General features: G+C 56.9%; 21 protein-coding genes. 15 read left to right on the forward strand and 6 right to left on the reverse strand.

Annotation, left to right across the window (positions count from 1 at the left end; genetic code table 11):
- Positions 1 to 57: 57 nt before the first annotated feature.
- Complete coding sequence (gene bufA2, locus ACQYWX_RS28945) at positions 58 to 318, reverse strand: BufA2 family periplasmic bufferin-type metallophore (protein ID WP_279501281.1); 261 nt, start codon at positions 316 to 318, stop codon at positions 58 to 60.
- A 190-nt stretch (positions 319 to 508) separates the two neighbouring features.
- Between bufA2 and ACQYWX_RS28950 the strand changes: the two genes are divergently transcribed.
- From ACQYWX_RS28950 to ACQYWX_RS29000, 11 genes are all read left to right on the forward strand, one after another.
- Entirely contained in the window at positions 509 to 1,165 is a 657-nt protein-coding gene (locus ACQYWX_RS28950) for a thermostable hemolysin (RefSeq protein WP_431687214.1), read from the forward strand.
- Between the two features lie 20 nt (positions 1,166 to 1,185).
- Positions 1,186 to 2,685: an AMP-binding protein gene (locus tag ACQYWX_RS28955; protein WP_431687215.1), complete on the forward strand. Its 1,500-nt coding sequence runs from the start codon at positions 1,186 to 1,188 to the stop codon at positions 2,683 to 2,685.
- On the forward strand, positions 2,682 to 3,374 hold the full coding sequence (locus tag ACQYWX_RS28960) for a TenA family transcriptional regulator (protein ID WP_216736112.1): 693 nt from the start codon (positions 2,682 to 2,684) through the stop codon (positions 3,372 to 3,374). Before ACQYWX_RS28955 ends, ACQYWX_RS28960 begins: the two co-directional genes overlap by 4 nt.
- Entirely contained in the window at positions 3,364 to 4,164 is an 801-nt protein-coding gene (locus tag ACQYWX_RS28965) for an SDR family oxidoreductase (protein ID WP_216736111.1), read from the forward strand. Before ACQYWX_RS28960 ends, ACQYWX_RS28965 begins: the two co-directional genes overlap by 11 nt.
- Before the next feature lie 49 nt (positions 4,165 to 4,213).
- Positions 4,214 to 4,858 (forward strand): tetratricopeptide repeat protein, encoded by a 645-nt coding sequence (locus ACQYWX_RS28970; protein WP_431687218.1) that lies wholly within the window; start codon positions 4,214 to 4,216, stop codon positions 4,856 to 4,858.
- 22 nt (positions 4,859 to 4,880) lie between these two features.
- Positions 4,881 to 5,540 (forward strand): response regulator, encoded by a 660-nt coding sequence (locus ACQYWX_RS28975; protein ID WP_127974035.1) that lies wholly within the window; start codon positions 4,881 to 4,883, stop codon positions 5,538 to 5,540.
- Positions 5,540 to 6,928, forward strand: a complete 1,389-nt coding sequence (locus ACQYWX_RS28980; protein WP_279501271.1) for an ATP-binding protein — start codon at positions 5,540 to 5,542, stop codon at positions 6,926 to 6,928. The genes ACQYWX_RS28975 and ACQYWX_RS28980 overlap by 1 nt, the downstream gene beginning before the upstream one ends.
- A 118-nt stretch (positions 6,929 to 7,046) precedes the next feature.
- Positions 7,047 to 7,979 carry an MBL fold metallo-hydrolase gene (locus ACQYWX_RS28985; protein ID WP_431687219.1) on the forward strand — a complete coding sequence of 311 codons (933 nt, stop codon included), beginning with the start codon at positions 7,047 to 7,049 and terminating at the stop codon, positions 7,977 to 7,979.
- Positions 7,980 to 8,017: 38 nt separating this feature from the next.
- The gene (locus ACQYWX_RS28990) at positions 8,018 to 8,854 is read left to right on the forward strand and encodes a LysR family transcriptional regulator (RefSeq protein WP_431687220.1); all 837 of its coding nucleotides are present in this window, start codon (positions 8,018 to 8,020) and stop codon (positions 8,852 to 8,854) included.
- A 92-nt stretch (positions 8,855 to 8,946) separates the two neighbouring features.
- The gene (locus ACQYWX_RS28995) at positions 8,947 to 9,600 is read left to right on the forward strand and encodes a sigma-70 family RNA polymerase sigma factor (RefSeq protein WP_210408475.1); all 654 of its coding nucleotides are present in this window, start codon (positions 8,947 to 8,949) and stop codon (positions 9,598 to 9,600) included.
- On the forward strand, positions 9,597 to 10,262 hold the full coding sequence (locus tag ACQYWX_RS29000; RefSeq protein WP_216736105.1) for a ChrR family anti-sigma-E factor: 666 nt from the start codon (positions 9,597 to 9,599) through the stop codon (positions 10,260 to 10,262). The genes ACQYWX_RS28995 and ACQYWX_RS29000 overlap by 4 nt, the downstream gene beginning before the upstream one ends.
- A gap of 25 nt (positions 10,263 to 10,287) precedes the next feature.
- On the opposite strand, the gene ACQYWX_RS29005 is transcribed toward ACQYWX_RS29000, so the two are convergent.
- The 3 genes from ACQYWX_RS29005 to ACQYWX_RS29015 all read right to left on the reverse strand — a co-directional run bounded on the left by ACQYWX_RS29005 (position 10,288) and on the right by ACQYWX_RS29015 (position 14,594).
- Positions 10,288 to 11,832 (reverse strand): amidase, encoded by a 1,545-nt coding sequence (locus tag ACQYWX_RS29005; RefSeq protein ID WP_431687221.1) that lies wholly within the window; start codon positions 11,830 to 11,832, stop codon positions 10,288 to 10,290.
- Positions 11,829 to 13,331, reverse strand: a complete 1,503-nt coding sequence (locus ACQYWX_RS29010; protein WP_431687222.1) for an AMP-binding protein — start codon at positions 13,329 to 13,331, stop codon at positions 11,829 to 11,831. Before ACQYWX_RS29010 ends, ACQYWX_RS29005 begins: the two co-directional genes overlap by 4 nt.
- A gap of 348 nt (positions 13,332 to 13,679) precedes the next feature.
- Positions 13,680 to 14,594: a LysR family transcriptional regulator gene (locus ACQYWX_RS29015; RefSeq protein WP_431687223.1), complete on the reverse strand. Its 915-nt coding sequence runs from the start codon at positions 14,592 to 14,594 to the stop codon at positions 13,680 to 13,682.
- A 206-nt stretch (positions 14,595 to 14,800) separates the two neighbouring features.
- Here ACQYWX_RS29015 and ACQYWX_RS29020 point away from each other — a divergent pair, with 206 nt between their 5' ends.
- Both ACQYWX_RS29020 and ACQYWX_RS29025 read left to right on the forward strand, forming a co-directional pair.
- Positions 14,801 to 15,163: a helix-turn-helix transcriptional regulator gene (locus tag ACQYWX_RS29020; RefSeq protein ID WP_127974043.1), complete on the forward strand. Its 363-nt coding sequence runs from the start codon at positions 14,801 to 14,803 to the stop codon at positions 15,161 to 15,163.
- 519 nt (positions 15,164 to 15,682) lie between these two features.
- Complete coding sequence (locus ACQYWX_RS29025) at positions 15,683 to 16,984, forward strand: NAD(P)/FAD-dependent oxidoreductase (protein ID WP_431687224.1); 1,302 nt, start codon at positions 15,683 to 15,685, stop codon at positions 16,982 to 16,984.
- A 98-nt stretch (positions 16,985 to 17,082) separates the two neighbouring features.
- On the opposite strand, the gene ACQYWX_RS29030 is transcribed toward ACQYWX_RS29025, so the two are convergent.
- Entirely contained in the window at positions 17,083 to 17,577 is a 495-nt protein-coding gene (locus ACQYWX_RS29030) for a TIGR00645 family protein (RefSeq protein WP_127974045.1), read from the reverse strand.
- A gap of 352 nt (positions 17,578 to 17,929) precedes the next feature.
- Here ACQYWX_RS29030 and ACQYWX_RS29035 point away from each other — a divergent pair, with 352 nt between their 5' ends.
- Both ACQYWX_RS29035 and ACQYWX_RS29040 read left to right on the forward strand, forming a co-directional pair.
- The gene (locus ACQYWX_RS29035; RefSeq protein WP_216736100.1) at positions 17,930 to 18,640 is read left to right on the forward strand and encodes a choice-of-anchor N protein; all 711 of its coding nucleotides are present in this window, start codon (positions 17,930 to 17,932) and stop codon (positions 18,638 to 18,640) included.
- Between the two features lie 160 nt (positions 18,641 to 18,800).
- A complete protein-coding gene (locus tag ACQYWX_RS29040; RefSeq protein WP_431687226.1) occupies positions 18,801 to 19,412 on the forward strand; it encodes a glutathione S-transferase in 612 nt (203 codons plus the stop codon).
- 48 nt (positions 19,413 to 19,460) lie between these two features.
- Here ACQYWX_RS29040 and ACQYWX_RS29045 read toward each other — a convergent pair whose 3' ends face one another.
- On the reverse strand, positions 19,461 to 20,228 hold the full coding sequence (locus ACQYWX_RS29045; protein ID WP_431687227.1) for an SDR family oxidoreductase: 768 nt from the start codon (positions 20,226 to 20,228) through the stop codon (positions 19,461 to 19,463).
- Positions 20,229 to 20,253: the final 25 nt, after the last annotated feature.

Below are 20,253 nucleotides of genomic sequence, written 5' to 3' on the forward strand. Positions count from 1 at the left end.
GGCGCGTCCGGCGTCACCGCCGGACCAGCGCATATCAACGGTCAACAGGCCCCGCGATTACTTAACTGTGCCGCCTTTCGCTTTGCACTCGTCCGCAGTCATGCTCAGGAAACCTTGGCCCTGACAGCTGGCCATGCCTTTGCAATCGTTGTTAGCGGTTTTACAGTCATTGTGACCGGCGCAGCTGTTAACGCCCCAGCAATGAACCTGAGCTTCCGCAGCGACTGCAGTAGTGGAAGTCAGCGCAGCAGTACCAAAAAATCCAGCAGCAGCGATAGCCAGAGCAGCGCCAGTCAGTTTCTTTTGTGATTGGTTCATAAGAGTATCCTTAAGCAGAAAATAGTGATTGAGAATTTTTTGTCGTCCCAGTTTTGCGACAACGATTGATTTGACCGGGCTGTTTCTGAAAAGTTCACGGGTTCTCATACTCAAAGAAAAATATTTTTCACTTAAGGGTTCCTTAAGCTTGCCAAATTAACCTGCATAGAGACATCCACGAGGAGGCTTTATGCAGCAACCGGACACACTTCCCGCCCCTGAGGCGACAACGGCTATCGACAATCGTTATATCCATGTCGGACCAGGACATCGTTCGCGCGCTGTCGCCGAATCATTCATCCGTCAACGTTTTGATCAGGAGTACGGCGCTAACATCCGTTACTTCATGGAAAACTTTGTTCTCTGCTACGAGCAGGACAGGCTGATCTCCGTCCTGGGCTATCAAAGCGCTCAGTTCCGGCGGCTGTTTCTGGAGCAATATCTGGATGCGCCTATCGAACAGGTTCTGGCGCGGATTCAGGGCGCGCCCTGTTCACGCAGCGGGATTATTGAAGTCGGCAATCTGGCGTCCACGACCCAGGGAGCGCTGCGCCGCCTGATTCTGGTGCTGGGCCGCTACTTTTCCGAACGCAAATATCAGTGGCTGACCCTGACCGTTATTCCAGAACTGTTGAACAGCTTCCGTCGCTTTGACCTGCCCATGATCGAACTCGCCAAAGCGAAGCCGGAAGCCTTAAGCCAGGACGCCGCCGATTGGGGCAGCTACTACGACAAATCCCCTACGGTTATGGCCATTTCCATTCCACACGGCATCCACCACCTGATCAGCAACCCGGTGATGGCGAAGGTTCTGGAGCGCTGTCCACAACCGGAACATGAAGACTGACTAACGCAGGGAGAGCTTGCATGACTGCAAACGCCTTAATACAACGCCTGCGCGAACACGCGCAGACCACACCCACCCAAGTCGCGCTGGAGAATGAAAAAGGGGCGCTGACTTATGAGACGCTATGGCGCGCGGTAGAAAATCTGTCCCGCAAACTGAATGAGCTGGGCGTTCGCCGCCTGGCGCTGGAGGCGGACAATGGGCCTGCCTGGATCTGCGCCGATCTAGCTTGTTTACACGCTGGCGTCACATTGATACCCGTGCCTCTGTTTTTCTCCGCAACCCAGCGGGAACACTTGCTCAACGACGCCGCCATTGAAACGGTGATCGTGCAGGCCGCGCAGTCGCCAACCGCGGATGCGGTAGTCCTGGATGCGGACCTGGGCCTGTACGCGGTAGCGACCCAGGCTACATCGCCTGCTCAAGAGACCGCCGAAGATATCATCAAAGTCACTTACACCTCCGGCTCCACTGGTCAGCCCAAAGGCGCCCGTTTGAGCGCCGCCGCATTGGAGTCAGTGATGCTGAGTCTGGCGGAAGCCGTTGAAATCGATGAGCCCATCGGCCACTTGTGTACGCTGCCGTTGGCCACCTTGCTGGAAAACATCGCGGGAGTATATGTCGCGCTATATAAAGGCGGCAGGGTTATCGCCCCCGGGCTCGCCAGTCTGGGACTGAGCGGCTCCAGCGGCCTGGATCTGACGCAGTGGGCGCAGACACTGCAACGCTGGAATCCGCAAACGCTGATCCTCACGCCGGAGTTGCTGAAGGCGATGTTGTTTCTCATTGCGGGCGGCCAACTGCGTTTGGAAAAGCTGCGATTCGTCGCTGTCGGCGGCGCCAAAGTATCGCCCGTCCTGCACGCTCAGGCGACGCAACTGGGCGTCCCTGTGTACGAGGGCTACGGTTTGTCCGAATGCGCGTCCGTGGTCAGCCTCAACCGTCCGTCGGCGTCACGTCCCGGCAGCGTAGGCAAACCCTTGTCTCACGTCAGTCTGTCCTTCGCCGATGACGGAGAAATCATTGTCGCCGGCGCCGCCTATTGCGGCTACCTGGGAGAGCCTCTCCAGGCCTCGGAAGCGGTGCACACAGGGGATATCGGCAGACTGGACGAGGAAGGATACCTTTATCTCGAAGGCAGAAAGAAAAACCTGATCGTCACCGCATTTGGCCGCAATCTGTCGCCGGAATGGGTGGAAAGCGAGCTATTGTCCGCACCCTGTATCGCCCAGGCCGCGTTATTCGGCGATGGCGAGCCTTTCAATGTCGCCGTGGTGACGCCCGCCAGACCTGACATCGGCCATGACCTGTTGATGCAGGCGGTGGCGCAGGTTAATCAGCGCCTGCCGGATTACGCCCAGGTGCGCAGCATCATTATCAGCGACGCTCCCTTCAGCGCCGCCAATGGTCAACTTACCGCCAACGGCCGGGTGCGCAGATGCGCCATCGCCGCCAGGCACAAGGACCGTCTCAACGACTTATTTCAATCTTCCCAGCCTTTCACCAGGAGCATGCCATGAGCTTTTACCAACGTCTGCAGGCGGAAACCCAACAGGAACGCAACCGACTGCTGTCCAGCCCAATTATCCAGGATGCGCTGCGCGGCGAAATTACACTGAGTCAGTATGTCGCGTTCCTGACTCAGGCCTACCACCACGTCAAACACACCGTGCCCCTGTTGATGAGTTGCGGCGGGCGTCTGCCGGAGCACTATGAATGGCTGCGGGAAGCGGTGGCGGAATACATTGAGGAAGAATGCGGCCATCAAGAGTGGATTCTGAACGACATCGCCGTTTGCGGCGGCGACAAGGAAGAGGTGCGACGCAGTCGTCCGCATCTGACCACGGAACTGATGGTGGCGTACGCCTATGACACCGTCATGCGGGTCAACCCACTGGGCTTCTTCGGCATGGTGCACGTGCTGGAAGGCACCAGCGTCACAACCGCCACACAGGCTGGCGAAATCATTCAGAAAACGCTGGGACTGCCTAATCAGGCGTTCAGTTACCTGTTCTCCCACGGCAGTCTGGATCAGGACCATATCTGCTTTTTCGAAGACCTGATGAACAAAATCGAACGCCATGAAGACCAGCAGGCCATCATCCACGCCAGCAAGGTCTTCTACGAACTGTACGGCGCCGTCTTCCGCGCCCTGCCTCGCAACCATGAGAGCGAGGCGCTTAATCAGGAGAGTCACCATGCAGCTTAAAGATAAAACCATTCTGCTCACCGGCGCCACCGGCGGCATTGGCGAAGCTCTGGCGTTGCGGCTCGCCAAACAGGGCGCGGCGCTTGTCATCACAGGTAGAAACGCCGACAAACTGCAAAAGCTGCAGGCGCGCATTCTGGCCAACGGCGGACGCTGCCGCAGCATCGTGGCGGATATCAGTCTGGAGGCCGGAATCTCCATAGTCGCTCAAGAGGCGGCGCGGGAGCCCAAGGTGAATATGCTCATCAACAACGCCGGCGTCAGCGATTTCAATGAGTTTGAAGACCAAAGTCCTGAACGCATCCGCACCCTGATGGAAGCCAACGTCACCGGCCCCATGCTGCTGACCCAACGCCTGCTGCCGCTGTTGCGCATTCAGCAGGGAACGATCGTCAATATCGGCTCTACGTTCGGCTCCATCGGCTATCCCGGTTTCGCCGCCTATTGCGCCAGCAAGTTCGCCATGCGCGGTTTCAGCGAAGCCCTGCAGCGAGAGCTGGCGGACTCGCCCATGCAGGTGCTGTACGTCGCGCCCCGCGCCACCCGCACCGCCATCAACAGCTCCGCCGTCGAATCCATGAATGCGGAGCTGGGCAACCACATGGACGAGCCAGACTGGGTGGCGGAGCAAATCTGCGCCGCCATCATTCGACGCTCTCCACGGGTGTACCTGGGCTGGCCGGAAAAACTGTTCGTGCGTCTCAACGCCTTATTTCCGGCCCTTGTGGCGGCTTCCATCAGCAAGCAGCTGCCCATTATTCGCAAATATCTGGCGCGTCAGAACGCCTGAACCATTGGCTCTCAACGTCATAGCGTCCGAACAATAGAGGAGAATTTTTATGTCATACACACTTTTCGCCCGCGCACTGATCGTAGCCGGAGCCATGTCCCTGGGAACCGCCTCCGCGCATGCGGAAGAGGTCGCGGGTTACGTTAAAGACCTTTATCACGGCTGGGCGCACGTTCGTTATGAAGTCGACGCCAAAGAACAGGAAAAAGGTTATCAGAACCTGAAAGGCCAGGCGGATCAGGCGGTGGACGCACATCCTGAAGATCCTAATGTGTGGATCTGGAAAGGCGTCATCACCAGCACCTATGCCGGCGCCAAGGGCGGCCTCAAGGCGCTTTCCCTGGTGAAAGAGGCCCGGGACTGCTTCGAAAAGGCCATGACCCTCAACGCCAACGCCTTTGGCGGCTCCGCTTACACCAGTCTCGGCGCGCTGTATTACCAGGTGCCCGGCTGGCCGCTCAGCTTCGGCGACGACAAGGAAGCCGGCAAACTGTTGCGCAAAGGCCTGGAAATCAACCCGGATGGTATTGACGCCAACTTCTTCTACGGAGACTATCTGCGAGAGCAAGGCGATCTTAAACAAGCTAAGCTATACCTTGAAAAGGCATTGCAGGCGACGCCGCGCCCTGATCGCCAAGTCGCCGACGTCGGACGTCGCGGCGAAATTCAGGCGCTGCTGAAAAAAATGAAATAAACACGGAGCATGATGTAGCGCAATGCGCATTTTATTGGTGGAGGATGACGAGTTACTGGCCGACGGCATCCAAACCAGTTTGACCCAACAGGCCAATACGGTGGACTGGGTGGCCTCTGGCGAGGCCGCTCTTCACGCTCTGAAGCTGGAGCAATTCAATCTCGTCATCCTGGACCTGGGATTGCCTGATATCGACGGACTCACTGTCTTGAAGCGCCTGCGTGATCGCGGCGACGAGATACCGGTTCTGATTCTCAGCGCCCGTGACCAGGTGCAGGATCGCGTCAAAGGTCTCGACGCCGGGGCCGACGATTATCTGCTAAAGCCTTTTGATGTGAGCGAACTCAAAGCCCGGTTGCGCGCGCTGAGCCGACGCGGCTCCGGTAACGCGCATCCGGAAATCCAGATCGCCAATATCCGCATTCTGCCCTCTTCCTATCAAGTGTATAAAAACAACGAGGAAGTGCGCCTGTCGCGCCGGGAATATGCGCTCCTGTACGAGCTAGCCTCCCATCGCGGCAGGGTGCTGTCCAAAGATCAGTTGGAAGAGCTTGTCTACGGCTGGTCCGACGATGTATCCAGCAACACCATGGAAGTCCATATTCACAACCTGCGCAAAAAGCTCAACGCCGACCTGATTAAAACCGTTCGCGGCATGGGTTACATGATCGAGAAGGAATAATGCGCTCCATCAAACGTTTTCTGCTGATCTCACTGATCGCCATTATCTGTCTGGGCGGTCTGTTCACCGCTCTGGCCAATTACCACGACTCCCAGGAGCAGGTGGAAGAGCTGTTCGACGCCGAGCTGGCGCAAATGGCCCGCATGCTGCAAAGCCTGCTGGCCAGCCAGATGAAGCGGACCAACCTGGATCACCTGCAAGACGCCCTGGTGTATGAAGACTACGCCATCGACGAGAGGGAAGAAGCGGGATTGAGCGATGGCGAGGAATACACGCCCCTGGGTCATAAATACGAGAAAAAGCTGGCCTTTCAGGTCTGGAGCGAGAGCGGCAAGCTGTTGATTCAGACCAAATCCGCGTCGCAGGGTTTCACCCGGCATCAGGCGGGTTTCAACTCCGACCAAGTCGATGGCGAGCCCTGGCGCACCTTTACCTTGTTCGATGAGAATCTGCGTATCTGGATTCAGGTAGCGCAGCAGGAAGACGTGCGCAGCGAGCTGACGGAGGAAATCGCCGAGCATGTGATTTGGCCGTCGCTGCTGCTGATTCCCATCATTCTGCTGGGCGTCAGCTGGGCGGTCACGCGGGCTTTGAAGCCTCTCTCCACCATCTCCAAGGAGCTGAAGCAGCGGGACTACGCCAACCTGCAAGTCCTGGATGACGCCAACTATCCCTCGGAACTCGCCATCCTGGTGGACGCCATCAACGACCTGTTCCAGCGTCTGCAGGCCACATCGGACCGCGAACGCCAGTTCACCGCCGACGCCGCCCATGAATTACGCACTCCTCTCGCCGGAGTGAAAGTTCATTTGCAGAACGCCCAGGAAATGGCGCAATCCGAGCCGGTTTCCGACTGCCTCCGCAAAGCCCTGCGCGGACTGGACCGTCTGATTCACATGGTAGAGCAGTTGTTGCAGCTCAGCCGCCTCGATCACGAGCGCGCGCTCAGCGACGCCCAGCCGGTGCAGATAGACATGCTGTGTCAGGATATCCTGCGGGAATCACAGCCCTTGATAGAAGAGAAGAATATCCGCGCGGAGTTCAATGCGGACGCCTGCGCGCCGATTCAGGGCAATCCCGCCGCCCTCAGCATCCTGCTGCGTAATCTGGTGGACAACGCCTTGCGCTATTCGCCAAAAGACTCGCAGATCACACTGCAAGTGAAGGATAAAACCCTGGTCATTGAAGATCAGGGCCCCGGCATTCCCCCAGAGCAGCGTCAGCAGGCGATGGAGCGATTTCACCGCGGCAAGCAGCAGAATGAGATCGGCAGCGGACTGGGCCTCTCCATCTGCCAGCGCATTGCGGATCTGCACCGGGCGCGCATTTCTCTGGACGACCGACAGGACCAGCAGCCCGGGCTGCGCGTACAGGTATCGTTCCCCTGATCTTGATCACTCACGCCTTATCCATATAGTTTTTATTGTTTTTGCATAAAAACACTATATTTTAACTATAAAAACGTCTGTCCTATTCTGCTGGGACACCCACCCACAGGAATAAGACATGACGTTCTGGAGTCATCACTCACGCACAGTTTTCATCAGCCGCCTGCAGGCAGTTGCCGCAGCCATGGTATTGCAACTCCTGGTAGCGCCATCCGGGCGCGCCGAGGAAATCAGTTTTTCTTACATTGAAACCGGGGCCTCCAGCGGAGCCCAGGAAGCCATGGTGGTGGCCAGCGGCAGCTGGTTCACCCGACGCAAGCTATCCCATGGCGCGGTGCTGATTCACCATCCAGACGGCGACTTGCTTTACGACACCGGACTGGGACGCCAGGTGGACGCTCAGTTCGAGGTGAACCCCTGGTGGGCGCGCTCGTTGTTCGCTTATGAGAAAGGCGTCCCTGTCGCCGACCAGTTGGCGGCGAACGCTTATGACGCCCATAACCTGAAGGCGATCATACTGTCCCATCTGCACTGGGATCACGCCAGCGGCGTGGTGGATTTCCCCGGCGTTCCCATCTGGGTGCAGCAAAAGGAGTACGATGCGGCCTTACAAGGCAAGCCGCCGGCCTTTCTGCACTCACAACTGGAGGGGCCGAATACCGACTTGCGTTTCCTGACGCTGGAGGACACTGAGTTCAAAGGTTTCAAGCGCAGTCTGGATGTCTACGGCGACGGGTCTGTCGTCTTGGTGGAGATTCCCGGACACACCCGCGGTCAGTTAGGGCTGTATTTGACTCTGAACGCGCAGACCCGGTATTTCTTTATCGGCGACGCCACCTGGACCCTGAAAGGGGTCCAGGATAACAGCCCACGCCCCGGATTCGTGCGCTGGCTGGCCAGCCTTAATGATGACGACAGCCTGACAGAGCGCATGGTGGCCCAACTACACGCCTTACAGGAGCAGGAACCGGATCTGACCATTGTGCCGGCGCATGATGAGTTGATCGCCGCCAGCCTGCCCCATTACCCTGAGTTCTCTTCGCAACAGTAAAGAGATCAAAGGCTTAACTTTCTAACAACGGAGCCAGTATGGATTTGAGAGCCTTGCGTTATTACGTCGCCGCGGTGGAGACCGGCAGCATCACCGCTGCGGCGGAACAGTGTCATGTGGCGCAACCGTCCATTTCCCTGGCGGTCAGTAAGCTGGAAAGCGAATTGGATACGCTGTTGCTGGAACGGGGCAAAAAAGGCGTGCGCACTACCCGCGCAGGTCGTGAACTGCATCATATGGCCCGCCGCTTATTGGCCCAAAGCGACGCCCTGGTGAAACATTTCCAGCAAAGCGCGCCGTTGCCGCCGCTGCGTATCGGCCTGGACCTGGTGGTCAGCCTGGAGCGCGTCAAAGCGCTGCTGGCGCGTCTGGCGCCGCTGCAATCCCGGATGCAGTTGGAGCTGCTGCGCGGCGAGGAAAACACCGATATTCGCATCGTCAGCCGCGACCGCTGCCCGGAAAACTACCACTTCAATCCCCTCTGGCGGGATGAGTACTGCCTGTTGCTGCCCGCGGATCATCCCTTGTCCCTGCGAGGCCAGCTTGACGTCAGCGACCTGAACGGCATTGGATTGGTGGAACGCTCCTTCTGCGATCTGTCCGGACAATGGCGCGCCTTCGCGGAGCGGTATCAGCTGGATTACACCATCACCGCCCGCACCGACAATGAAGAGTGGGCCCTGGCGCTAGTCGCCGCCGGCGTCGGCGCCTGTCTGGCTCCACAGGGCATCGACGCCAGCGCGCCCGTCGGGATCATCGCCATCCCTCTGTCGCAGATTGAGGGATTCCCGGACATCAAACGGGAGCTGGGACTCGCCTGGTCTCCTCTGCTGCGCACGGAAATAAAGGAAGCGCTGCTTCCTTTGTTCGACTGAATTTAACTATCACTCGACTGACCTGATCCAAAACATCACTGGCAGCGTATTTAGAACATTATTTGCCCGGTTTATTTTGGAGCTGCTACGCTATGCAGGTAAGTAACAACGTCATAGTGCTACCGATTAATCGAAAGATGGACCCTAACCAACAGGACCCTGACGCAGGCGAGGACTCCGCCTCCTCTAGAGATGTCCTGGCGCCCTTAATAGAAGCGGTAGCTGCACAGCGGGACCGGGATGCGTTCCGTCAACTGTTCCAGGCGTTCGCCCCCAAAGTAAAGGCATACGCCATCAAACAGGGCATGCTGGAGCACGCAGAGGAACTGGTGCAGGAAGTCATGGTCAACGTGTGGCGGCGCGCCGCCCAGTTCGACCGCGAAAAGGCCGCAGCTTCAACCTGGCTGTTCGCCATCGCCCGTAATGCGCGCATCGACCTGCTGCGTAAACTGGGACGCTCCAGCCAGGAAACCCAGGTGGAAACAGACTATCTCTGGAGCCTGCCGGGGTCAGATGAACCTACCGGCGCGTTCCAGCAGGCCGTCATCGTACGCAATATTCGCCAATCGCTGGGAGATCTGCCGCAAGAACAACGAGATGTCATCGCCAAAGTCTATCTGGAAGACAAGTCTCATCAGCGGGTGGCGGAAGAACTCAGCCTGCCGCTGGGCACCGTGAAAAGCAGGGTCCGTCTGGCTCTGCAGAAACTGAAGGTGATTTTGCAGGAACGGGAAAAAGCAGTATGAGCCAACATCACCCCAGTGATGACATTCTGATGGAATACGCCGCAGGCTGCGCCTCGACGCATCTGGCCTTGTGCGTCGCCGTTCATTTGCAGTACTGCCCTCGCTGCCGCGCCGACATTCAGCGCTTCAACGCGCTGGGCGGAGAAATGCTGCAACAACTCCCTCAGGAAGACCTAAGCGAAGCGTTATTCGAACGCATCATGCTGCGTATCGATCTAGAGGAAAGCGCGCCGGCGACGCCGCAAAAACCCGTCGAAGACCTGCTGCAGCGCTGGCTGCCTGACGGCTTAAACGCCGTAAGCTGGCGCAAACAGTGGTTCAAAGTGTACGAATACGTGCTGGAAGTCTCACGCAAAGGGCGGCAACGCCTCAGTCTGCAAAAGATCTCCGCCGGCGGCCGCGCGCCTCTGCACGGGCACTATGGCCAAGAGGTGACCGTCGTGCTGCAGGGAGGCTTTTCCGACGAATTGGGCGTGTATGAAGAAGGCGATTTCGTCATTCGCAGCGGGGATCAACGTCACCGCCCTCGCGCCCTGGAAAACGAGGACTGCATCTGCCTCGCTTATCTGGACGCGCCGGTGTGTCTGGCCGGTCCTATCGGTCGCTGGATCGAACGCTTTAGACGGCTGTTCATGCCGGATCTGAACGCGCCCGCCAGCTAACCGACACTGTCACGGCGGCGAGGCATCACCCCTCCGCCGCCATCCGACCTCCCCAGTCATAACCCGGCGTTCTACGCCACGCCAAATGCGCGGCCGAAGTCATATCGGGGGGCTCCGCCAGCGGCGGTCGTCGTTGAAACCAGGGCAAGGCCCGCTCCATCTGCGCCGCCAGACTGAACAGAAGACGCTCCTGACCAATGCCCGCGGCAAACTGCACGCCAATAGGCAGATCATCCTGATTCCACCAGACCGGCAACATCATGGCGGGCTGGCCGCCCATATTGAACAAAGGAGAGAACGGGGTCAGAGAAAAACTCCTGGCGCGAATATTCTGCGCCAACAGATTCAACAGCGGCGTCATCGGAAAACTGCGCGCCAGCTCCAGCAACAGCTTCTCCTGTTGGGTATGGGCCAGCTCGCCAAGGCGCATCGGCGGCCCGGCCATCGCCGGGGTGAGCAATACGTCGAACTGCTGGAACAAGGCTTCCAGCCTGCGTCCCGCCTGATTCATAACCTGGGTCGCCCAGGCGAATTCCGCGGCGGTCTTGCTCAGCCCCAGGTTGAATAGAAGATGCGTCGCCAACTCCAGATCGCCTCGACGCGGTCGACCGCTGGGGCTGACCTGCCGCACCATCTGCGCGGTTTCCCCCGCCACGATCGTCAGGTAGGCCTGCGTCAGCTCTTCTTCATCCAGACTGAGCGTATGCTGGATCACCTCATGGCCCATGTCCTCGCAGACCATGGCGGCGCGATCCAGCGCCAGCAGGCTGTCATTATTCAGCGTGGCGCTGAAGAAAGGCTTTTCGCAAATGGCGATGCGCAAGGGACGACGCGCTCCCGTCAGCGCCCGGCGATAGCATTGCTCGGTATTCTCCAGCCCTGCGCTCACACTTAACAGCATGGCGCTGTCACGCACGCTGCGGGAGATCACATGATCCACCGCCATGCCCTGCAACCGCCGCCCCCAGGTGAGGCCTTCCGGTTCCCGTCCTCTGGAGGGTTTGAAGCCAAACAGACCACAGGACACCGCCGGCGCACGCAGAGAGCCGCCAATATCCACCGCATGCGCAACCGGAGTCATGCCCACCGCCACCGCCGCTGCAGCGCCGCCGCTGGAGCCCCCCGGCGACCGGCTCAAATCCCAGGGATTACGGGAAGCGCCAAAGAGTTGCGGCTCTGTCGTCACCGCCAGTCCCAACTCCGCTGTATTGGTCTTGCCGGCGATCACCAACCCTGCGCGTCGATACCGCTGCACCAGTTCACAGTCATGAAATACCGGGCGCGAACAAAACAGACGTGAGCCGGCGGACGTTGGCGTCTTGCGCACTTCCGCATTCAGGTCCTGCAGCAAAAACGGCGCGCCATACAGAGGCTGTTGCGGGTGCAACTGGTCAAGTTGCGCTCTGGCCTGATCATAGAGTTTGTTGATCACCGCATTCACCAACGGATTGCGGGACTCAATGCGAGCGATCGCCGCCTCCAGAAGCTCGTCGGGACTCATCTCTCCAGAGCGCGCCAGCTCCGCCAGTCCAATGGCGTCATACTTTTCATATTCGGGAAACGGGATCAAGACAGCGCCTCCCCTGCCTTGCTGTCCTCCTTCGGCGAGGCCATGCGTTTGGTGGCTTCGAGCAACTCATACACCGCGTCAATATCTTCTTGATAAGTTTGCTGGATGGCCTCGCGATTTTTACGTCCCGACGAATGCAGCAATCCATTGGCTACGTTGAACGCCTGGGTTGCGCCAACCACCGCCTTGATCTGCGCGAACTCCGGCAAACGACGGTTTACCCTTTCCACAATGGCGGTCAGCTCGTCCGCGTCTTCCGCTACGACCACCGCCACCAGATTGGACTTTCCCGCGCCGAATACCGCCGCCTGCCGGATCTGTGGGTCTCCGGTCAGCTCCGCTTCGATCCAGTCCGGGGAGATTCTGCGTCCCTCAGCGGTCACCAGCACATCTTTTTTGCGCCCGCGTATAAATAAAAATCCTTCGTTGTCCATATATCCCAGGTCTCCGCTGTTCCATTGTGCATTGGGGCGACGCGGCTCGCCGCCCAGGTAACCGAGGCTCAGCGCCCCGCCCACCATGACTTCTCCCTCTTCACTGATACGCACTCGCGCGTGCGGTAAAGGTTTTCCCACAGAGCCTGGCTTATACGCCTTCGGCGTACTCAAGCACACCATTGAGCCAGCTTCGTTCAAGCAGTACCCCGCATATACCGGCGCGCCCTGACGCCGCGCCGCATTGATCAGACGCCTGGAGGCGGGAGCGCCTATCAGGGTCACATGGCGCATGGCCTCCAGAGTCAGAGAGCGGGACTGCATATAACTGAGCAGGGGTTTTAATAGTTCCGGGGTGATCAGCAGGGTGGAGGCGCGATAATCCACCAGACTGCGATAGAGTTCCGCCGGATTGAAGACGGCGGCGCCAAATCCACACTGTTCGGCGGGAAGCATGATCGTCGCCGCGCCCGCCGCCAGGGCGGCGCCGGTTCCGGCCACCTGCTCCGCCAACGAGGTCAGCGGCAACAAGCAAAAATGGCGATCTTGCGCGGTGAGCTTGGCGCTGGCGCACACCGACGCGGTCACGGCGTCCAGCGTCTGGCGGTTCAGGCATGCGCCACGCAGCACGTTCTCGTCATTCACATAAAAAGCGATCCGGTCCACGTCCGCCATGGGATCGCTGTATAAACCGGTCAAAGCCAGCTGATGACCACCGACCTGCAATAGGCGGCTTTCCGGCCATAACTTGCGTAAACGCACACTGGCGGAGTCAAAGCAAATAACCGCTTCGAGGCCCGCCTGGCGGATGGCATGACGTAACTGCTCATCGCTGAGCGTCGGGGGAAGCGGCGCGCACAGAGCGCCCGCGCGGATGGAGGCCAGATCGGCGATAATCCAGGCGACGTCATTGTCGCCCAGGATGCCCACACGACGAATCGAGTAGCTTTTCAGACGGATGACAAGCGCATCCGCCTCCTGACGGAGTTTCGCGAAACTCATACGTTCGCGAGCGGTGATCAGCGCATCGCCCTGGGTGGTTTCCAAATACTGCGGAGTGCTCATAAGAGGCGATCCTCCACAGTTGCGCCATACCCAGCGCTTGCGCGCGCTGAGTCGAATGACGGCGATAACCGTAAGAGAGCGCTGGCGACAGCTCTTTCAGCGTCCATAACATCTTCCTTTACTTACGTTTTCCCTGGAATATGGTCCCGGACGCGGTCATGACCATAGATGCGCGGCAACAATCTGTTGCGCGCCGTCCTGCCGGCTTGAAGAGCGGCCCTGATCATGGACGGCGGGCCGGAGTGCGCAGCAGAACTTAGCAGCCGGCCCAGTAGGTCAGTATCCGCGATTATTACGGTTATCAGGGAAGATGCTTATACTTTCCCCGACATTACCGGCATATTTCCCTCAAATTGCCGCGACCGGCTCGGCCGCGCCAACTTTTTGCGTCGCCCGGGTGAGACTTTCCCATAAGAAGCGCACAGCGGGTCCATGAGGCTTCTCTAATTTGCGCAACACATAAAGATCGACTTTTTCAGTGGCGTCACACGGAATGTGAGGCACCGGCAACAGCTCGCCCTGGGCCAGCTCTTCTTTGATTTCATGCAAAGGCAGACGCCCCCAGCCCAGACCGGCGAGGATCATGCGTTTTTTCAGATTGTGGTCGTTGACCGCCCATTTACCGCCGTTATCCACCAGTAGATAGCGCTCATCAAGGCGCTTGATCGCGCTGTCCTCCACGACTATCTGGGTGCTTCGGCAGAGATCTGGCTCGCCATTGTCGCAGCGCAACAGGTTGGCGAGATAATCCGGCGTGGCCACGACTTTCAAGACAATCTGGCTGAACGGAGCGGCTTCCAGAGAGGCGTGTACGCGCTCCTGATAGGTAATGGCGATGTCCGCGTGGTTCTCCTGCAAACGCTGCATGGCGCCTTCCAGGGTTTCAATGTAGAAATCCACCTGGGTATTGGCGTAGCGCAAGGCGCATTCGCGCAGAGACGGCAAGACTTTCTCCAATGGGCAGATGTGATTAACGGCGACGCGAATGACAGGCTCGTATCCCATGGCCAGTTCGCGAGTATAGGAATCAAGATCGGAGAATTTCGCCAGAAGTTCGTTTACTTTTCCGGAGAAGGCTTCCCCTTTTTCGGTCAGTTTGGGGCGGTATCGGTCGCGCTGGAACAACAGGAAGCCAATTTCCTCCTCCAGCGCGCGTATGGTTTTGCTTATCGCGGATTGGCTGCGGTAGAATTTTTTGGCCGCCGCCCTGAACCCGCCTTCGCTCACCACTGCGGCGAATATGCGTAGCTGTTCCCTAGTCATGTAAAATTTCCCTTTAATACAACATGATTACTTTACGGCAACACAAAATGAAAATTAATCATTATTTTTTAATCAGTTAGCGTCATAAGATAACAATAGAGCACTCGCTGGGCGCAGATAGGGAATGATTCCCGATCAAGGACGGCGCCAAAAAGGGACATGTTAAACAGTAATGGATGTAAGGATAGGACGTAAAAGTGCTTACCATGGTTACAAAAGGAAATGACCTCCCCACTGTGTACCGCAGCGCGCCTGCGGAAGACGATCTGCTGCCGTCGCTAGCGCGGCTGAGCGGCGTTCCAATTTCCATCCGAGAAGCGCAGACCATCGGACTCTGGCTATGCGGTTTATCCGCCAAAGAAAGCAGCCAGGTACTGGGTTTGTCGCCACGAACGGTGGAGACTTACCGGGAAAACATCAAAAACAAGTTTTCCATCACCAACAAAATCAAGTTCTTTGACTTGCTGATACGCAACAAACTGCACATTCCGCTCGTATTGATGGGAGGCAGTTACATCACCGAGTATCAGTCGAACCACCAGGATCAGCCGTTGCAGGCTACCGGATAACCCCACCGGTACGCCCCGCCAAGGGACAAAACAAGAATAAGCTCCCGTCAGGACGCCCTCCCATGTCCGTATCCTATACGGATGCAGGGGGGCGCATTTCTCCCTAGACTGCCGCACTCGAGGGAAAACGCAGCGTTAAGGCGTCCTGATCAAGGCGGCGGACCGATTTCGCCGGCGCATTCAGGGCGACAGGCTCCAAAAGAGCCGCTCTCGGTTGCAACGCTGATTCAACGCAAGCCGGCCGCCAATGGACGTCTCAGCATGATTCCTGAAGGTGATGGACCGACCCTGATTCACCCGACGCCGAGACGTACGTTTTACAGGCCTGCTTATTGGAGGGCGCGCCCGCTTGATCCAGGCGGACAAGAGGCCCTCCCTTTTTTAGCCGCTCAGGGCGAAAGCCCAAAACAGATTTCGTCTTCACTCCCCCATATGCAAGTCAGCGGATTTTCTTTACCGTAGCCGGGATTTCCTGGGTATTTCGTCTTATAATCCCTAGCTATTTCGGGGAGTTGTTTTATGAGCATACCTAAAATAGTCGTCGTCGGCGGCGGCGCAGGGGGGCTGGAGCTGGTCACCCGCCTGGGCAATGCGCTCGGGAAGAAGAAGCGGGCGGAGGTCCACCTTGTGGATTGCAACCCCACCCACTTATGGAAGCCGTTACTACATGAAGTCGCCACGGGCTCCATGGATTCCGGCATCGACGAAATCAGCTACCGTTCCCACGCTTTCTACCACGGCTTCACCTTCCACCTCGGCAAAATGCACAGTCTGGATCGCCAGGCGCGCACGATAAGCCTGGCGCCCATGCATGACGCAAGAGGCGATGAAATCAGTCCGGAACGCACGCTCGCTTATGATTATCTGGTGCTGGCCCTCGGCAGCCAGACCAACGACTTTGGCACCCCAGGCGCCGCCGAGTACTGCGCGTTCCTCGACAGCCGCAAACAAGCCGACCTGTTCCACAAGAACCTCATCAACACTTACCTCCGCCTCAGCAGTCAGGCGTCGGAAGGTAAGCCGGTAGTATTGGAGATAGGCATCGTCGGCGCCGGCGCCACAGGCGTGGAACTGGCCGCGGAGCTGCACAACACCACGGCGCTGCTGGGCGCTTACGGTCTGAAATTAGGTCCCCAGAATCTGAAAGTGACCATCATCGAAGCCGGTCCCAGAGTCTTGCCCGCCCTGCCTACGCGCATCTCCAACGCGGTAGTCGAAGAACTGGGCAAGCTGAACATCGCCATCAAGACCAACACCAAAGTCACCAAGGTTACGGATAAGGGCTTCGAAACTGGCGACGGCGAATTCATCACCGCAGACATGCGCGTTTGGGCCGCGGGCGTCAAAGCCCCGGATTTCCTCCAGGGCATCGACGGACTGGAAACCACCCGCAACAATCAGGTCGAGGTGTTACCCAGCCTGCAGTCAACCAAAGACGACCGCATTTTCGCTATCGGCGACTGCGCCAGCTGTCCCCAGCCTGACGGTTCCAAAGTACCGCCACGGGCGCAGTCCGCTCACCAGATGGCCAGCCATGTTTACGTTAACCTGCGTTACCTGTTGGCCAACAAGCCAGTAAAATCCTATATCTATAAAGATCACGGCTCACTGGTGTCGCTAAGCCGCTACTCCACCGTCGGTAATTTGATGGGGAATCTGACCGGCAAGTCCATGATGATCGAGGGACGCATCGCGCGCTTCGTCTACATCTCCCTGTATCGTCTGCATCAAATCGCTTTACATGGCTACATCAAAACCGCGTTGATCATGTTTTCCGCGCGCATCAATAAGATCATTCGGCCACGTCTCAAGCTGCACTGAGACGCCAACGAAAAACCGGGGCTCAAAGGCCCCGGTTTTATCCAACATAAACGTATTTCGCTTAGCTTGCAGGCATCTGCGCCCAGCCGCGATGAGCGTTAGTGTTCCTTGCGGGTGATCTTGTCCAGATATCCCATACAGAACGCGGACACCACAAAAGTCATGTGGATAATCACGTACCAAAGCAAATAGGTCTCCTCCACATTCTCCGCATTCATGAATATTTTCAGCAGATGAATAGAAGAAATAGCAACAATAGACGCCGCCACTTTGTTTTTCAGCGTGCCGGAATCCACTTTACCCAGCCAACTCAGTTTTTCCTGCCCTTCAGCGATATCCAACTGTGAGACAAAGTTTTCATAGCCGCTGAACATTACCATTACGAGCAAGCCGCCAACCAAAGCCAAATCAATCAGCGACAGCACCACGAGCACCAAGTCCGCTTCTTTCATGGAGAAGATAACCGGCATTACATGGAAGATCTCCTGGAAGAACTTCACGCCCAACGCTAACAGGGCCAAGCTTAAGCCCAAATAAATCGGGGCAAGTATCCAGCGCGCTGAATACATCAAATTTTCAATAAAACGCTCCATGATCTCCGCCTAACTCTTACAAGATTGAGAAAAAGTGTCGTGTTTGGAATAACTTCCCGCTTGATGGGGGCTCAGCATAGCAAAAACAAGCAATTTACAGTGAACCTTGCGATAAGTTCATCCCCCACGCCCTTGTATTCCTGAGCTTTATGGATAAGGCCCTGTCAAATTAACAGCATTCAATTTCCGACATGTGTCACAAAAATTTACATTTACAATTTCTTTGTAACATCACGTAACTCGCCAAGTGCCTGTCCATGTTCATTAACTTTTAGTATGGCGAGGTAATTGCCTGTTTTCTGATGTAGTCCACCCTGTCATTAACCACACTCGCAGTACAGGCTCAAGAGTCATGAAACAAACAACAACCTCACTCAAAGCGTTTGTCTTTTCATCTGCCATGCTCGCCTCTACCGGAGCATTCGCTCTTCCGGCGCTGCAAATTGGAATTGAAGATGGAACCTATGACATGGCCTCCGAGGATTCGGTAACCAGCGCCACCGCCTTTACACTTTATGCCTTAGCCGATACAGGTATCGTTGACGCTGGTTTATTTGATTTCCGCCTTAGCATCGCCGTCACTCCCAAACTGTCGACGCCGACTGACTTAGGCAGCATTGTCGTCAATGGCATCACCATTGATATTACCGATGATATGACTTATGGCACTCCTCCTGTAGAGGTAGCCAGCAGCAGCGCTGACCTGCCAGGTCACGGTATTTACGACACTTATTACTACGAAGTCGACTTCTCCTTCGACACCGGTAATAAAGCCACGCCTTACAATGTGCAGGACGATCCCGATGGATTCGCACTGTACGGCGGATCAGGCGACTACCTGTACTACAACGCCTTTGACTTCGACGTTTCCGGCTTTACAGGAACTGGCCTGCACTTTGACCTGTATGCATTCGACTTCGACCTGAAAAAGCCGATAGTGGCGTTCGCTCCGTTCTCTCATGACGGTAGCTACAATCGCCGGGAAGTGCCAGAGCCAGAAACGCTTGCGCTGTTCGGTGTTGCTTTAGCCGGGTTGTTGGTATTCCGCCGCCGCCAAGCCTAAGCAGAACGTAGATTATTTACACGCAAACGCCGGCATCCGCCGGCGTTTTTCGTTTCAGCGTCAGTATTTTTTACAGTGAACGAAAACAGTTGACGTCTACAGTCTAAGTTATTGACTATAGAAGACCTCAACGATAGGGAGTTGTTAACGGAGAAATCATATGCAGCTCATCGGCTCACTTACCAGTCCTTTTGTCAGGAAGATCCGCATACAGTTATTGGAAAAGGGGCTTCCGTTTTCCCTGCTGGAAGAGATTCCCTGGAATGCGGATACATCCGTACCTAAATTCAATCCATTGGGCAAAGTTCCCGTATTAATCGACGAGCATGGCGAGATCTGGTTTGATTCGCCGGTTATCGCCGAATATATCGAGACGCTGGAAACCCGTCATCGTCTGGTTCCAATCAAGTCGATCGACGCAGTCAGAGTACGCCAGCTGGAAGCGCTGGCGGACGGCGTTTGCGAAGCGGCCATCGCCATCTTTCTGGAGAAAAAACGTCCATCGGAACGCCAAGGCCCGGAATGGATCACCCGTCAGGAGCAGAAAGTAGAGCGCGGCTTGGCCGCCCTGGAAAAGGCCACTGTCGGTAAGCATTGGGTATTTGAAGACCACCTTACGCTGGCGGACATCGCCATTGGCAGCGTAGTGGGCTGGTATGATTTCCGTTTCGGCGATTCAGGTTGGCGCAATAACCATCCGCACCTTGCGGACTATGTGGATCGTTTGTTCAAGCGCGACTCCTTCATTCAGACACAACCGCCTGAATCCTGAGTCGGCAATCCATGGGACGCAGCGACTTGGCGTTGCGTCCCATGCGGTTCACGAAATCAGATAGCCGCCGTCCACCGCCAGCACAGAACCTGTCGTATAAGAAGCGGCGTCACTCACCAGATACAACACGGCGCCCGCCATTTCCGTCGGCTCTGCGATACGATTCATCGGCACATGCTGCAGCAACTGTTTAAGTATTGCTTCATTCTGCGTGAGCGCTGATGCGAATTTGGTGTCTGTGCCCCCCGGCAGCAGCGCATTCACTCGAATCCCCAGGCCCGCGCACTCCTTGGCGAATGTTTTGGTCATACTGATCACCGCGGCTTTGGTGATGGAATAGATGCCCTGAAAGTGTCCGGGAATGACGCCATTGACCGACGCCACATTCACAATCTTGCCGCTCTTCTGCGCGCGCATGAGTTTGCCGGCTTCCACGGACATAAAGAAGTAACCACGGATGTTCACATCAACGGTCTTTTGAAATACGCCCAGATCCGTTTCCAGCACGTGTCCGAAATAAGGATTGGTGGCCGCGTTGTTAATCAGGATATCCAGCTTGCCGTGCTTTTCTTTTATCTGCTCGAACAGTGAGGATATTTGCTCCATCTCACCGATATGACAGGCGATGGCCTCAGCGGAGCCGCCTTCATCGCGAATCGACTGCGCCACGGATTCACAGCCTTCTATTTTGCGACTGGACACAATGACATGCGCTCCATACTGCGCCAATGTCCTGGCGATGGATTCGCCGATCCCGCGGCTGGCGCCAGTGACCAGCGCAATCTGTCCCGTCAGTTGAAATAAGTCTTTTTGCATAATAAGGCCCTTAATATTTGCGTCA

Origin of the sequence: Hahella sp. NBU794 (genome assembly GCF_050749805.1) — a bacterium.
In the GTDB taxonomy this organism is placed as follows: Bacteria; Pseudomonadota; Gammaproteobacteria; order Pseudomonadales; family Oleiphilaceae; genus Hahella.

Coding starts and splice junctions, on each gene's coding strand:
- bufA2 (WP_279501281.1), bottom strand. CDS start 318: ATGAACCAATCACAAAAGAAACTGACTGGCGCTGCTCTGGCTATCGCT.
- ACQYWX_RS28950 (WP_431687214.1), top strand. CDS start 509: ATGCAGCAACCGGACACACTTCCCGCCCCTGAGGCGACAACGGCTATC.
- ACQYWX_RS28955 (WP_431687215.1), top strand. CDS start 1,186: ATGACTGCAAACGCCTTAATACAACGCCTGCGCGAACACGCGCAGACC.
- ACQYWX_RS28960 (WP_216736112.1), top strand. CDS start 2,682: ATGAGCTTTTACCAACGTCTGCAGGCGGAAACCCAACAGGAACGCAAC.
- ACQYWX_RS28965 (WP_216736111.1), top strand. CDS start 3,364: ATGCAGCTTAAAGATAAAACCATTCTGCTCACCGGCGCCACCGGCGGC.
- ACQYWX_RS28970 (WP_431687218.1), top strand. CDS start 4,214: ATGTCATACACACTTTTCGCCCGCGCACTGATCGTAGCCGGAGCCATG.
- ACQYWX_RS28975 (WP_127974035.1), top strand. CDS start 4,881: ATGCGCATTTTATTGGTGGAGGATGACGAGTTACTGGCCGACGGCATC.
- ACQYWX_RS28980 (WP_279501271.1), top strand. CDS start 5,540: ATGCGCTCCATCAAACGTTTTCTGCTGATCTCACTGATCGCCATTATC.
- ACQYWX_RS28985 (WP_431687219.1), top strand. CDS start 7,047: ATGACGTTCTGGAGTCATCACTCACGCACAGTTTTCATCAGCCGCCTG.
- ACQYWX_RS28990 (WP_431687220.1), top strand. CDS start 8,018: ATGGATTTGAGAGCCTTGCGTTATTACGTCGCCGCGGTGGAGACCGGC.
- ACQYWX_RS28995 (WP_210408475.1), top strand. CDS start 8,947: ATGCAGGTAAGTAACAACGTCATAGTGCTACCGATTAATCGAAAGATG.
- ACQYWX_RS29000 (WP_216736105.1), top strand. CDS start 9,597: ATGAGCCAACATCACCCCAGTGATGACATTCTGATGGAATACGCCGCA.
- ACQYWX_RS29010 (WP_431687222.1), bottom strand. CDS start 13,331: ATGAGCACTCCGCAGTATTTGGAAACCACCCAGGGCGATGCGCTGATC.
- ACQYWX_RS29015 (WP_431687223.1), bottom strand. CDS start 14,594: ATGACTAGGGAACAGCTACGCATATTCGCCGCAGTGGTGAGCGAAGGC.
- ACQYWX_RS29020 (WP_127974043.1), top strand. CDS start 14,801: ATGGTTACAAAAGGAAATGACCTCCCCACTGTGTACCGCAGCGCGCCT.
- ACQYWX_RS29025 (WP_431687224.1), top strand. CDS start 15,683: ATGAGCATACCTAAAATAGTCGTCGTCGGCGGCGGCGCAGGGGGGCTG.
- ACQYWX_RS29030 (WP_127974045.1), bottom strand. CDS start 17,577: ATGGAGCGTTTTATTGAAAATTTGATGTATTCAGCGCGCTGGATACTT.
- ACQYWX_RS29035 (WP_216736100.1), top strand. CDS start 17,930: ATGAAACAAACAACAACCTCACTCAAAGCGTTTGTCTTTTCATCTGCC.
- ACQYWX_RS29040 (WP_431687226.1), top strand. CDS start 18,801: ATGCAGCTCATCGGCTCACTTACCAGTCCTTTTGTCAGGAAGATCCGC.
- ACQYWX_RS29045 (WP_431687227.1), bottom strand. CDS start 20,228: ATGCAAAAAGACTTATTTCAACTGACGGGACAGATTGCGCTGGTCACT.